Raw genomic sequence first — 13,869 nt, 5'->3', positions numbered from 1 at the left:
GTATGAAAAAAAATACTAACCAACGGGAGTACTTTCTAGACGCTATCCGCGCCTATTTGATGTTACTCGGCATTCCTTTTCATCTTTCTCTTATATACTCCAACCATCATTGGGCAGTGAATAGTACGCATCCTTCACATCTATTTACCTTACTTAACGATTTCATTCACGCCTTTCGCATGCAGGTATTCTTTGTTATTTCCGGCTATTTTTCGTTCATGTTATATCAACGCTATGAGCGCCAGCGCTGGCTTAAGGTCCGCCTGGAGCGGGTGGTTATTCCGTTACTCACCGCCATCCCATTAATAACATTGCCACAATTTTACCTCCTTAAAAATTACACCACCAAATTACAAGATTGGAATTCATTTACAATTTATCAAAAAATAAATATTGCTATTTGGGAAATGGTTTCACACTTATGGTTTTTGTTAACCCTCGCATTGCTGACGACAATCTGTTTTTATCTGTTCAAAAAAATCAAGAATAACCAACAGTCATTTCCAGTGTTGATAAAGGAAATGAATAATATAGGAAAAATCTCACTATCATTGTTTGGCTTTGTATTAATCTACGCGGTCATTCGTAGAATAATATTTCTTCTTAACCCGGAAATACTCTTTAATAGTGTCTTCAATTTCTTTGTTATGGAGACTTTGTTTTATCTACCGTTCTTTCTATTGGGTGCTTACAGCTTTATCTATCCGCCACTCAAACGGGTATTTCTTACCTTTTCACCTGGTGCATTTTTGGCCTCAGTGTTGTTATTCATCGCCTATTCGATAAACCAACATATTAATACTGCTGAGTTTTTTGCCTTTGAGCTGGATCTTATCATCAAGGCATTGATGGGCGTGACCATGACCAATGTGGTCTACTCTATTGGGTACCGGTTATTAAACTACCCCTCACCACGTATCACCTATCTGGTTAATGCCTCACTTTTCATCTACCTGGTGCATCATCCGCTAACCTTGATTTATGGTGCCTTTATTACACCGCTAATTGACAATAATGGCCTTGGCTTTGTAGTGGGCATGGCCTTTGTTTGCCTGATTTCATTCATGTTATATGAGATTCATCGCCGTATTCCATTGCTGAAATTCTTATTTTCTGGCAAGCCGCAGCAGCAAACGGTGTAATCAAATTATTATTCAAACGAATAATGTTATTGCTAAGTGATATGAATATCGGCATACCGCTTAAGCGATAAAACGGCTACACTGTGAAACCATCATGTAGATGGCGGGATGGCTAATGCCTCACTGCTTGCTCTGCTTTCAGAGCAACTATCCTGTTGATTCCTTATCAGGATTTGTTTCACTTGCAGTGACAACAAAAAGAGGAATTGTGATGAAAAAGCAAGAATCTACTGAGAATAATCCCAAGTCTGATGCTGTTGCAGTCACCGAGTTCGCTACCCTGTTTGCCTTGGTTAGCCGCCTTAGCGGAGCGCTGGACAGCGCAATCACCGGAAAAGATCGCAGCGTATTAGTTAACGAACTGTCACAGCTTTCTGTCGATAATCTTCCTGAACAGGAAAAAGCACCGACAGCAGAAGCACTGAGAAGAGCGCTGGTAACACTCAAACGCGACTAGTTCTACTATCCAACGCTCACCCTTGATTCCCCGCTGGGCAATTAAAGGTGAGCGACCCCTCTTTTATCCTCATAATTTTAATCATTATATAGACTTAACGTCTTTTACATTTCAGCAAAGCTGCAAATGATTCCATTCCAAAGAACTGACAAAATCAGTGGTTCAAGTGAGTAAGTACCACAACGCTATGAACTAAAGAAATGCTGATTTAACACATTGAATTAGGTCATCTCTTCGCATTAGATGAGGTAAATCTGTGTATAATAATTTTTTATAACTTTGGCCTGTTATTCATTTATTTTCGCCTTAAATCAGGAGAACTCCCACCTTGGACGCCATCGCAATTAATAGCCTCTTTTTGATCGGCGCAGTGCTGGTGGGAGCCAGTATTTTACTGAGTTCACTCTCTTCCCGGCTGGGTATTCCGATTCTGGTTATCTTTCTGGCCATCGGTATGCTGGCAGGCGGCGACGGTATTGGCGGGATTGCTTTCGATAACTACCCAGTGGCGTATCTGGTCAGTAACCTTGCGTTGGCGGTTATCCTGCTAGATGGCGGGATGCGCACTCGAGCCTCATCATTCCGTGTTGCCCTATGGCCTGCGCTCTCTTTAGCAACCGTCGGTGTGGTGATTACTGCCGGTCTGACGGGCCTGGCTGCGGCCTGGCTGTTCGATTTAGATATTATTCAAGGGCTGCTCATTGGTGCGATTATTGGCTCGACCGATGCCGCTGCGGTATTCTCACTGCTTGGGGGTAAAGGCCTCAACGAGCGCGTCAGTGCCACTTTAGAGATAGAATCAGGCAGCAATGACCCCATGGCGGTGTTTTTAACCGTTACCTTGATTGCCATGATCTCCGCAGGTGAAACCAGCCTCAGTTGGATGTTCCTGGTGCACTTAATCCAACAGTTTGGTCTGGGAATTATCATCGGGTTAGGCGGTGGTGGTTTACTGCTGCTCTTTATAAACCGAATAGAGCTAGCGAATGGATTATATCCCCTGCTGGCAGTTAGTGGTGGGATTCTGGTTTTCTCATTGGCAACGGCCATGAACGGCAGTGGTATTCTGGCAGTATATCTCTGCGGGCTATTACTGGGTAACCGCCCTATCCGTAACCGCTCCGGTATATTACAAACTTTCGATGGGCTGGCATGGCTGAGTCAGATCGGGATGTTCCTGGTGTTGGGGCTGTTGCTTAATCCAAGTGACCTATTGCCGATAGCGATCCCAGCGCTGCTCCTCTCATTGTGGATGATTTTGTTCGCCCGACCACTGTCGGTGTTCATTGGTTTACTGCCGTTCCCAAGCTTTAATCTGCGTGAACGGATCTTTATTTCCTGGGTGGGTTTACGCGGTGCAGTGCCGGTTATTCTAGCCGTATTCCCGATGATGGCCGGCATTCCCAACGCGAATTTATTTTTCAATGTGGCCTTTTTTGTCGTGCTGGTATCACTGCTGCTACAGGGTACCAGCCTGTCATTTGCCGCACGTAAAACTAAATTGGTGGTGCCTCCAGCACTAGCACCGGTCTCGCGCATTGGGTTAGATATTGATATGAATAACCAATGGGAACAGTTCATTTACCAGTTGAGTTGTGACAAGTGGTGTATCGGTGCTGCGCTGCGCGATTTGAAAATGCCTAAAGGGACACGTATTGCGGCGCTGTTTCGTGGTAAAGACTTATTGCACCCCACCGGCAGTACCCGTCTGAAAGAAGGTGACATCTTGTGTGTTATCGGTCAGGAACACGACCTGCCAGCATTGGGAAAACTGTTTAGTCAGTCGCCCAATATCCAACTGGATGAACGCTTCTTTGGTGACTTTATTCTTGATGCCGATGCCAAGCTCCACGATATCTCTCAGATTTATGGCCTTAATCTGGAACCCGGAATCGATAAACAGCAAACATTGGGCCAATTCGTCCTCTATTTATTTGGTGGAGAGCCGGTTATTGGCGATCAGATTGAGTGGGATGGCTTGACCTGGACGATTGCCGAAATGGAATCGGATCGGGTAAGTCGGGTCGGGGTGAAAATCGTTACCGATAAAGCCTGATGTTATGATGAATAAGTGATAGGGATACCGTACAGGGGAACGCAATGAAATTGTCTATTTATGACCATCTGACAGTATCAATTTTATGAACCTACCTCCTGCTGATTGGGATAACCAGCGTACATTTCTGGCCATTATGCGTGAAGGCAGTTTATCTGCCGCCGCACGGAGTCTGAATGTTTCGCAACCGACAGCCCGCCGGCATATTGAGTCGCTGGAACAATGTCTTGGGCAAAAATTGTTTAACCGCACGTCCACTGGATTAATCCCAACGGAAACAGCGCGGGCACTGTTACCCCATGCCTTGGAAATGGCCACCGCTGCCGACGCTTTTGTACGAGCCGCCTGCGCCGATATTGGGTCAGCTAAAGATACCGTGCGCATTGCCACCAGTGAGTTACTTGGCGTTGAAATCCTGCCGCAACGCTTAGAACCTCTGCGCTTACACTATCCTGAGCTGGTGCTGGAATTAAGTCTGGGTAGCAAGATAGAGGGGTTAACCCGCCAGGAAGCCGATATTGCAGTAAGAACCTTACGCCCCAAAGCGTTGCCAGTTATTGCGCAACGGGCGGGTTATTGCGAAGTTGGGCTGTTTGCTACTGAAGATTACATTGAGCGCCATGGTATGCCGCAGAGTCTCGGAGCATTAGCGTTTCACGCGTTAATCGGTCCGGATCGTAACACCTACGATGTCCAGGTTCTGCGTGAACAGGGAATCGATTTTAAACCGCACCAATACCGCCTACGTACTGATAGCCATTTGGCACAGTTGGCGGCAATACGCAGCGGTTTGGGCATTGGTGCCTGCCATGAACCCATAGCTCGTCAATCTGGGTTAGTGCGGGTGTTAGCACAAGAATTCTCGTATCCACTGGAGTTTTGGCTGGTGATGCATGAAGATCTACGCAATACCCAGCGAGTCCGCGTGGTATTCGATCATTTACTCAATACACTGCGCCAATATCTGGCTGAATAAGCGCTAAGTGCAACAGGGCCTATGCGACCCTGTTTTGATTAATTAAGACAATTTAAAGTGGATAACGCAATATAGCGCTCAACTGATTACCGGCTAAATCGCTTTCCCGCACCGCCAAAACTCGAGCTCCGGTTGCCAATGCACGTCTGGCAATCTCATCGATAACCCCATATGTCAGAGCATCATCTTCTGACGCAAAAGTAATAATACCCTGATCATTGATAGTTCCTGGGACTTGGCTTTCAATATCAACCAGTAATAAATCAATAGCACCGAACGTTGCCGCCCGTGCCGCATCCGACAAATCATGAGTGACTCGACGTTCTCCTGCGCGCTGTTCAAATAACGGCTTCAGCCCCTCTATTTGCGCCCGATAGAAATTATCCAATACCGGGCGCGCTAATGTGGCAAGTTCCGAAATATTAAGATGTTCTGCATTGGTAGATAACGTTTCATCCACCAGATTTGATAATGAATTTGTCGCCCGATAAATTGACGTCAAAGGTTCAGTACTGACTAAAATAAGCGGATAGTTATGACGGGCAAATAATGGCCGCAGGGCATTATCTATTTGCCGGGTATATTGTGCGAGCCTTACTTTTTCATGTACGCCATCATACTTACGTGCATTTAATGAAGCTTTACCTACTGCATTTAACACATTGTCAGGTAGGTTGGGAACAGAAACGATAGCGGGTGGTGCATCGGCAAAAAACTCAATCAAACGCACTTCATTTTCTGATAATGCCAGAATATAAGCGGAGTGTGGAAATGTCAGTGCGCGTAATAACGGTTTGAGGTGGAAACGCTCACTGATCTCTACTTGGTCTTGCAGTTTATTAGCCAAACGGTAGGTTCGCAAAGTATCAGGCGTCGCAAGTATTGCGAGGCTGTAAGCATGCAGATCCCAGAATGACTCATCCTCTAATACGGAATATAACTCTTCTTCCAATAAAGCCAGACGCCGTTTATCAAAGTTTACGGCATCAAGCTGTTGTAATGCCTCTTTTATTAAGTTCCCCAGCTGGATTTTACTGCCAGCTAACTGTTGATGTAACGGTGATGTTTCAAGATAGATGGAAACGCAGGCATCGGAGCGTACATCAGAAAGACTAAGAAATTCTTCACGACTTGGAATGTCAACATGTAGCATAGGTCACCTTCAAGAAATAATGGACACGATACTTATATCTTTATCAAGTGCATGTTTATTATAGCCAACCAATGCCACTTTGCTTTCTATCGACATCGAAAAAATCGTTGCACGCTAAAATTGTTAAAATACATTTAACTGCTGGTATTAGCCCTAATATCTCAAATTCAATTAAGGCTAGTACATCCCCCACATTGATAACTTTGCACTATTTATTCTTTATTCGTTATTCGTTATTCTGTCTTATTCTGTTTTATTCGATTAACCAAAATGATCCCCGCACAAACCAATACCAGCGCAAGGGCATTCTTCCATTCTAAAATGCTTTCATTGAGGAAAATGGCGGACAGAACCGCACCTGAAACCGGGATGAGAAAATTGAACGGTGCAACCATCCCTACCCGATTATATTTGAGTAGCAAGCTCCAGAGGGCTTTGTTGAATAATTCGGATTTAGATAAAAGCGCCTCTCGTCACTGACTTCCTCAGGCAATCCGCACACTTTCTGGCATCCCTGCACGCGTCATTTTGTTTAAGGCACGGATCATGGCCATAGTTTCTCCAACCTGCGCATCGTAATCCCTCAACGTAAGATGCCCACCAAACAGCTGTTTTACGCGGTACATCGCCGTTTCGGCCACTGAACGCCGGTTATAAGCCGTGTGCCATTTCCAGTACGCATTGCTCCCAGTAAGCCGTTGCCTCGCCACCGCCTGATTTCTGTCGGCATACTCCACCGGCCAGTAGCCGGCGCGCGTTCGCGGCGGGATAAGCGCCTTAATTTTCTTGCGCCGCAACTCGTCGTGGCACCGCTTTGTGTCATAAGCCCCGTCGGCACAGGCAGCCCTGATTTTCCTGTGCGTCTGACGGATAAGCCCCGGGAATGCCTCTGCATCAGTCACGTTGTTTAGGGACAGGTCAGCGCAGATAATCTCATGCGTATCAGCATCCACCGCCAGGTGCAGTTTCCGCCAGACGCGGCGCTTTTCCTGGCCGTGTTTTTTCACCTTCCACTCACCCTCACCGAAGACTTTTAAGCCGGTGGAATCGATAACCAGATGGGCAATTTCACCGCGTGTTGGGTTTTTGAAAGGGATGCTGACGGATTTAGCCCGCCTGCTGACGCAGGAATAATCCGGGCAACGGAGCGGGAGCTTCATTAGGGTAAAGATGGAGTCAATGAATCCCTGCGCAGCGCGAAGTGTGAGGCGAAAAACGCGTTTGAGCATCAGAACGGTTGAAATGGCCAGCTCAGAATAACGTTGCGGACGACCGCGTAAAGACGTGTTGGGCTCGTCATACCAGGCCTGAATGGCCGACTCATCAAGCCAGAATGTCAGTGAGCCCCGATTGACAAGCGCCTTGTTGTAGGTGGCCCAGTTGGTGATTTTGAACTTTTGTTTTGCCACGTGATATCGCTGCAGGATCAGGAGTGTGGTGATCTGATCCTAACTACGGCCAAAAGTTCGATTTATTCAACAACGCCGCTCCAGAGTGCAAAAGCGGCCGATGACAACAGCACCAGGTAGGCCAATAACAATAAAGCCCGCCAGCCAATGTCACTCAAATGGCCACCAAAGAGATAACCGCCAAGCGTCAACACCAACCCTCCGATGGCAAGTTGGTAGCCTGTCATCACCGTGGTATCCATGGTTTGTGAAATACGTTTGCCGTAAATACTGGCGGCAGAAAGGATGAAAGCAGCCAGTACCACACTTCCCTCACCTAACAGTGAAAAATTAAAATCCATCAAATCGGCGCCAAAATTCACCACCATCACGCCAGCAAAACCCAGTGCGCAGCCAATGATTTTATTAAATGATAATCGATCATTTTTATAAATATAATGCGCCAACAAGACACTGAAGAATGTCCCCGTTGCATTCATGATGGAACCTTTCACCCCGGTAGTATATGCCAGCCCAATATAGAAAAAGACATACTGTAACGTGGTCTGTGTTAGACCTAAAATGGCAATCTGCCTATATTGGCCCTTGTTAAGTCGGCCAATAGCTTTACCACTGGCAACAGCAAAAATGAGTAGCACTAACCCGGCCAATAAAAAGCGATAACCCGCAAACACCATCTTGCTCGGAATGTCATCTGGGGCGATATGAAACAGTGCATAACCATTTTTAATCGCAGGGTAGGCACTGCCCCAAAGAAGGCAACAGAAGGTTGCCACGAGGAAAACAAATTTTTTATTGGTAAAAAGCGCAGGACTGCGGTCCACGTGAACATCCTTTTCAATCAAAAAATGAAATGATGTTTCGTTATAACTATTTCCTGTTGAAAAGTCCCGTCTGATGTCACTTTTCTCTTAAAAAGATCCATCAACTCTCCGAGTACCGCACCTATAGCACGTGGCCATCAAAAATAGATTGTCTGTCTTTTTGCTATTTGTAGAATAATTGAACGACGATGCTGACATTCATTAGTTATTCATGGCGTTGTCTAACCTCGTTCAATGTTTGCACTAACGGACAGAGATCGTGTACGATGCTGGTTTAATTAAATAACTTTGGTTTTCATCATGTTAAAACTATTTAACGTAAACTTTAACAGTATGCCTGAAAGAAAGTTAGACGAGATCTTCACACTTAGAAAAATAACATTTAAAGATCGCTTAGATTGGAAAGTAACCTGTACTGATGGCAGAGAAAGCGACCAATATGATGATGAGAATACAAACTATATATTAGGAATAATAGAGGACACTATTGTTTGCAGTGTCAGATTTATTGAAATGAAATATCCGACAATGGTGGCAGGGCCATTCGCACCTTATTTTTCCGACATTGACCTTCCGGTCGATGGTTTTATAGAATCCAGCCGTTTCTTTGTTGAAAAAAAACTAGCAAGAGATATGGTAGGCAATAATAGTGCACTCAGCGTATTACTTTTTTTAGCAATGGTTAATTATGCCAGAAGCCGTAATTATAAAGGTATACTGACTGTTGTCAGCCGAGGGATGTATGTATTACTGAAGCGTTCCGGCTGGAATATTACAGTTTTAAACCAAGGTGAGTCAGAGAAAAATGAGGTTATTTATCTTTTACATCTGGGTGTCGACATTGATAGCCAACAACAATTAATAAAGAAGATACGCAGAACGCATCACGTTGAACCTCATATACTTGAAACCTGGCCATTAGCGGTGCCAGATATAGTTAAATAGGTTTAATTAACTTTAACTCTATGCCAAGTCTTATCGCATGCTTGGCATTTAAAACACCAAGTTTTCTGACAACATTACCAATATGAAACTTAACTGTACTTCTTTTTATTCCCAATATTATGGAGATTTCCGAGTATGTTTTGCCGACACTAGCCCAATATAAAATTTCGTTCTCTCTAGGCGAAAAGATTTCCCTTTCGTCACCAGCACCATTCAACTTATTGTTTTTACTGTTATTTTTGTGGTAAAGACCCAACATTTTATCATGAGTCAGAATAAGCAGCATTTGAATTTTCTCTTTATTGGTCTCAATGCTCTCATCAAAAGAAATGCTATCATCACTTCCATTAGAAATATTCAGCGTTGCCATATTATGATTATTATCATGAAGAACAAATGTATAACCATTAATGATATTATATTCTCTGGCAAGGTTAAATACGGCTGAGTCGGTTGACTTTATATTAATCACCGAATTATCGTCCCAAGCAAACGGAGCAACTTTGTCTTTTGCCGTCAAAATAACAGGATCGATAAGGTGGTAGTTATTTTTTTTATATGTTTGTATCCAATCCATTGGATAGTTTGAAATAATAGTCGGGTGTAAGGGTGTTTTCTTATTCATTACCAAATAGGAATAACGCAGATCACCATAAGCTTTTATTCTTCTTTGAATATAGTTCTTTATATCTTCATTAATACTTTCATTGTCAAAATAATCAATTATCATAACAGACCAAGTTTACTATATATGTTGAGCAACGATACAATTTTATGACATTGTTTTCAATAGAAATCAGTGTATAAAATAGACTTACAGAGTTTCCTCACAAACGCCCGGCTAACATTATATGAACAAACAACCTAGACTAAAGGATAGTTTCCCAAACTAGACTTAAGGCTAGCTATTATTATAGCCCTATGTTTATTAGACTGTTTTTGCTTTAAATAATTAGTTTTAGATATTATAGAACTAATATATTAGCGCACAGACGCTAAGAAAGTTAGTCAAAAAAGAATATATTTTCGCCAACACCAGGGGACTTTTAGTCCCACAAGACCTGCTCTGCCTAGCCATCTGGATGCATTTACATTCAGATGGCCATAATATCGCCCCGCCCCCTTCTCATCGTTTAAAAATCATACAAATAATCAATGTGTGCAGTAAATCCATGCTCCTTGCGATTAATAAATGATTCCTAATACATATAAACATTAACCTTATTTATATAATTTTGATAAACTTGACTTAAGTCATATCACTAACCCGAATTAATTGTATGATTAATAAACGGTTATAATGTTTTCCCTGGTGTTGGCCGAATTGGCATCCCTTACCAAATGAGATTGGTAAGGGTTTTTTTTGTCTATCATTCAGCCTGCTGCATCACCCGAGCTAATGTAATAGCACGGATAATCACCGCACGATCAACCTGTGGGTTACCACTTTCCAATAACTGCTGCCAAATAGCGATGGCCTGCGCGTATCTATCATGGGTAAAGTTATCAGCGGCTTGCAGCATTAGCGCAGTATATTGCATGGGATCTTTAGTCAAAGCCTGCTGTAACCAGTACGTCACATCACCCGTCATTTTTTGCCCTGACCGGTAATAGAACACCGTCGCTCGTGCAGCATCAAAGTGGGCACTGGCCCCCTGCAAACGTTCAGCCTGCTGCAAGGCGATCAATGCATCCTCAAATTCGTTACGATATAAATAATGTTGAGCTAAACTGTACCATCCATCCCCCTTATCGGGAGCCAAACGAATACGTTGTTGTAACCGAGATAGCGTGGGATCACTGCTCTGCTTATCGAGCATATTATTCAACCGCTGGGCTTCCTGTAGCCGCAAAGCCTCTTGCTGCACGGCGGTATAATGGCCCAGTTGCCGGTATCCCAACATAATTAGAATCAGCACCACCAGGCTGAAGCCCAGTGGCCAGCGCCAGCTCAACCGACCATATTGCACCAGCCACGGCCACCACAAACTCACTACCACCAACAGCACCAGTATCGCCAGCCCTATCGATAGCACCATTATCGCGGCCCTCTCACACCTGAGACAGATTGCCGGCGTATCCTAAAAATCAACCCACCTAACACGCAGACCAGCAACCCCCCAGGCCCAAACCATAGCACCAGTGTGGCACTGCGCAACGGAGGACGATACAGAACAAAGTCCCCATAGCGCTGGGTCATTACGGCCATTATCTCCTGAGAGCTGTGTCCTGCTTCTACCAACTGATAGACCTCTAATCGCAAGTCTTGCGCTATCGGCGAGGTCGACTCCAGCAAGTTCTGATTTTGGCATTGGGGACAACGCAACTCCTGCGCCAATGCCAATGCTTGTTGCTGATGTTGCGGCGAACTAAAATGATAGGTATCCACCAGATCAGCCGCAACACCAGATGAAAAAACCAGTGATAACATCAGGAATAAAACTTTCATGGGGTTCCCACCCTCGCCCATTGCGCCAGTAGCGGCATAAACTGTTGTTGCCATATCTCTGTCGTCATTTCACCAGCATAGCGCTGGCGAATAATGCCATTTGCATCAATTAGCCAGGTCTCAGGTGTACCATATACCCCCATCGCCAGTGCTAATGTGCCATGCGGGTCATAAAGGTTCTTCTGATAAGGATTGCTGTAGCGCCGCAGAGTATTTAACGCCGCCTGACGGTCATCGCGGTAATTCAGACCATAGAACTGCACACCATGCAGCGTCCCGGCTATCTGCCCCAGTAGGGCGAGCTCTTGCTTACAACTGGCACACCAACTGGCCCATACATTAATCACCGTCACCTTACCCAACAGTTGCTCTCGCGTTATGTTCTGCCCGGGCTGTTGCAATTCGGATAAAGAAAAAGCGGGAAACGGCAGGTCTTGCTCGGCCAACTCGATACGATGCGGATCCCGCGTTAAGCCGCTATAAAGCAAGCAGCCCAGCAGTAAGGCAACCAGAGGGACAATCAACCAAGGCCAACGTTGTTTCATTTATCCCCCGCGAGGTCGCTAACAGGGTGGATTCTGCGCCATAGCGCCAATAAACCACCAACTACCATCATCAGTGCGCCCCCCCAAATCCAGCTGACCATCGGTTTATGCGACAAACGTACGCTATACTCCCCCGCGCCCAAACTATCCCCCAGAACCACATAAAAGTCGGCCAGGGGGCTACTGGCTATCGCCGGCTCTATCATCAACATTCCTCGCGCTGTATAGTGCCGCCGCTCCGGTAACAATGTGGTTAACGCTTGCCCATTCTGGCTGACCACAATATGCGCCTGCTCACTGGTATAGTTTGGGCCGATCACTAATTCAGTTTGACGATAGGTAAACTGATAACCCGCCAGCGTGACCTGACTGCCTGGTGCCATACGTCGCCCCTGCTCGACGGTGTAATATGAAGCAAACAGCATTCCCAGCAGGCTGACCGCAACGCCACCGTGTATCAACCATAAATAGCCACGTATCTTTGGCGCAAATAATGGCGCGAACAACGTCCAGAGGGCCAGAGTGACACCTATCAGCATCCCCACCTGCCACGGTGATTCGAATAGACCTAAACTGAGCACCCCACCGGAGATAGCTAATACAGCAGGTACGACAAGACGCCAGCCATTGATTTTGCGGCTTTGCCGCCAATCGGCAAACGGCGTTATGCCCATCAGCAATAGCAACAGCAGCACAAAAGGTGTCAGGGTTTGATTAAAATAGGGCGCACCAACAGACAGTGATCCTAACCCCAGCACACTGACAATTAATGGATACAATGTGCCAATCAATACGGTTACCGCAGCAATGCTTAGCAGCACCATTGCCGCCAGCAGTAATGACTCCAGTGAGAAGAGGTTGAAAGCAGCAGAGCGATTGTTGCCCCGCACCCGCAGGGCAAATAGCGTCAATGAACTCAACGTCACCATGCCAAACAGCGCCAGTAAAGCCTCACCGCGCGCCGTATCAACAGCAAAAGCGTGAACTGAGGTCAACACCCCAGAGCGCACGATAAAAGTGCCTAACAAGCAGAGTTGAAATGTCACCAGCGACAGCAAAATGCCCCAATGATGATATAAGCCCCGTTTCTCAATAACAGCCAGAACATGTAACAGTGCAGTTGCGGTGAGCCATGGCAGTAATGACGCATTTTCAACCGGGTCCCAGAACCACCAGCCGCCCCACCCCAATTCGCTGTATGCCCACCATGCCCCCAACAAAATGCCAAACGTGAGAAAACTCCAGGCAGCCAATACCCAGGGACGGCAGTAGTGCACACTATTGTTGCCATTGCGGCCTGCAAGCAACGCCGAAACGGCAAAAGCAAAACTAACGGCAAAACCGCTATACCCCAGATACAACAAGGGTGGATGAAATATCAGCGCCAGATCCTGCAACATTGGATTTAAATCACGCCCCTGCGCCAACGTAGGGAACAATCGCTCAAAAGGATTGGAGAAAAAGAGGATAAAAACGCTCAGGATAAGCAGTAGCCCCCCCATCACTGCCAACGCGCGAGCAAAAAAACGCAGCGGAAAATGACGGCGAAAAAGCGTCAACGCGGAACTCCACAGGCTCAGAGCAAACAGCATAAACAACAAGGAGCCTTCATGCCCGCCCCAGATTGCCGCAACCTTATAAAATAGAGGGAGCTGACTATTACCGTGTTGTGCTACATAAAGCAGAGAAAAATCATCGCTAACAAAGCACCAACCCAGTAACAACAGTGCCAATGTAATGAATAAGGTCACGGCGTAACTGAACGACGGTAACCAATACAACAAAGCCAATCGCCGCCCATGGAGAGCAATAATAGGCACACCAGTGAGCAGCAGCGCCAATGACGCAGCCACCAACAGTGACAACAGCCCCAACTCACCTACCATACATTTTCACCCATCACCCGTTCGCCT

General features: G+C 45.7%; 12 protein-coding genes and 2 pseudogenes. 5 read left to right on the top strand and 9 right to left on the bottom strand.

What is annotated here, in order from left to right; translation table 11 throughout:
- Positions 1–2: 2 nt before the first annotated feature.
- The 4 genes from mdoC (at position 3) to V2A84_RS05455 (ending at position 4,631) form a co-directional block, all read left to right on the top strand.
- Positions 3–1,142 (top strand): glucans biosynthesis protein MdoC, encoded by a 1,140-nt coding sequence (gene mdoC / locus V2A84_RS05470; protein ID WP_442820791.1) that lies wholly within the window; start codon positions 3–5, stop codon positions 1,140–1,142.
- 211 nt (positions 1,143–1,353) lie between these two features.
- Positions 1,354–1,599: a hypothetical protein gene (locus tag V2A84_RS05465; protein WP_193784638.1), complete on the top strand. Its 246-nt coding sequence runs from the start codon at positions 1,354–1,356 to the stop codon at positions 1,597–1,599.
- 328 nt (positions 1,600–1,927) lie between these two features.
- Positions 1,928–3,655 carry a potassium/proton antiporter gene (locus tag V2A84_RS05460; RefSeq protein ID WP_083158494.1) on the top strand — a complete coding sequence of 576 codons (1,728 nt, stop codon included), beginning with the start codon at positions 1,928–1,930 and terminating at the stop codon, positions 3,653–3,655.
- An 85-nt stretch (positions 3,656–3,740) separates the two neighbouring features.
- Entirely contained in the window at positions 3,741–4,631 is an 891-nt protein-coding gene (locus tag V2A84_RS05455) for a LysR family transcriptional regulator (protein WP_372569301.1), read from the top strand.
- A 52-nt stretch (positions 4,632–4,683) separates the two neighbouring features.
- On the opposite strand, the gene V2A84_RS05450 is transcribed toward V2A84_RS05455, so the two are convergent.
- The 4 genes and pseudogenes from V2A84_RS05450 to V2A84_RS05435 all read right to left on the bottom strand — a co-directional run.
- A complete protein-coding gene (locus tag V2A84_RS05450) occupies positions 4,684–5,784 on the bottom strand; it encodes a baeRF11 domain-containing protein (RefSeq protein ID WP_442848646.1) in 1,101 nt (366 codons plus the stop codon).
- Positions 5,785–6,017: 233 nt separating this feature from the next.
- A pseudogene (locus tag V2A84_RS05445) lies at positions 6,018–6,218 on the bottom strand (EamA family transporter); the annotation flags it as partial.
- Between the two features lie 51 nt (positions 6,219–6,269).
- Positions 6,270–7,193, bottom strand: a complete 924-nt coding sequence (locus tag V2A84_RS05440; RefSeq protein ID WP_226717630.1) for an IS5 family transposase — start codon at positions 7,191–7,193, stop codon at positions 6,270–6,272.
- Between the two features lie 77 nt (positions 7,194–7,270).
- A pseudogene (locus tag V2A84_RS05435) lies at positions 7,271–8,017 on the bottom strand (DMT family transporter); the annotation flags it as partial.
- A 300-nt stretch (positions 8,018–8,317) separates the two neighbouring features.
- On the opposite strand from V2A84_RS05435, the gene V2A84_RS05430 reads away from it, so the two are divergent.
- Entirely contained in the window at positions 8,318–8,962 is a 645-nt protein-coding gene (locus V2A84_RS05430; protein ID WP_193784637.1) for an acyl-homoserine-lactone synthase, read from the top strand.
- On the opposite strand, the gene V2A84_RS05425 is transcribed toward V2A84_RS05430, so the two are convergent.
- The 5 genes from V2A84_RS05425 to V2A84_RS05405 form a co-directional block, all read right to left on the bottom strand.
- The gene (locus V2A84_RS05425; protein WP_083158490.1) at positions 8,955–9,692 is read right to left on the bottom strand and encodes a helix-turn-helix transcriptional regulator; all 738 of its coding nucleotides are present in this window, start codon (positions 9,690–9,692) and stop codon (positions 8,955–8,957) included. The genes V2A84_RS05430 and V2A84_RS05425 overlap by 8 nt on opposite strands.
- A gap of 640 nt (positions 9,693–10,332) precedes the next feature.
- A complete protein-coding gene (locus tag V2A84_RS05420; protein ID WP_372569303.1) occupies positions 10,333–11,001 on the bottom strand; it encodes a TPR domain-containing protein in 669 nt (222 codons plus the stop codon).
- Positions 11,001–11,411, bottom strand: coding sequence for a heme lyase NrfEFG subunit NrfF (gene nrfF / locus V2A84_RS05415; RefSeq protein WP_372569304.1), 411 nt, complete (start codon positions 11,409–11,411; stop codon positions 11,001–11,003). Before nrfF ends, V2A84_RS05420 begins: the two co-directional genes overlap by 1 nt.
- Positions 11,408–11,956 (bottom strand): DsbE family thiol:disulfide interchange protein, encoded by a 549-nt coding sequence (locus tag V2A84_RS05410; RefSeq protein WP_083158487.1) that lies wholly within the window; start codon positions 11,954–11,956, stop codon positions 11,408–11,410. Before V2A84_RS05410 ends, nrfF begins: the two co-directional genes overlap by 4 nt.
- A complete protein-coding gene (locus V2A84_RS05405) occupies positions 11,953–13,842 on the bottom strand; it encodes a heme lyase CcmF/NrfE family subunit (protein WP_442848645.1) in 1,890 nt (629 codons plus the stop codon). Before V2A84_RS05405 ends, V2A84_RS05410 begins: the two co-directional genes overlap by 4 nt.
- Between the last annotated feature and the right edge of the window lie 27 nt (positions 13,843–13,869).

Source organism: Yersinia sp. 2553 StPb PI (genome assembly GCF_052217105.1).
GTDB lineage: Bacteria > Pseudomonadota > Gammaproteobacteria > Enterobacterales > Enterobacteriaceae > Yersinia > Yersinia enterocolitica_E.
This window is presented reverse-complemented; position numbering and strand designations above follow the sequence as displayed.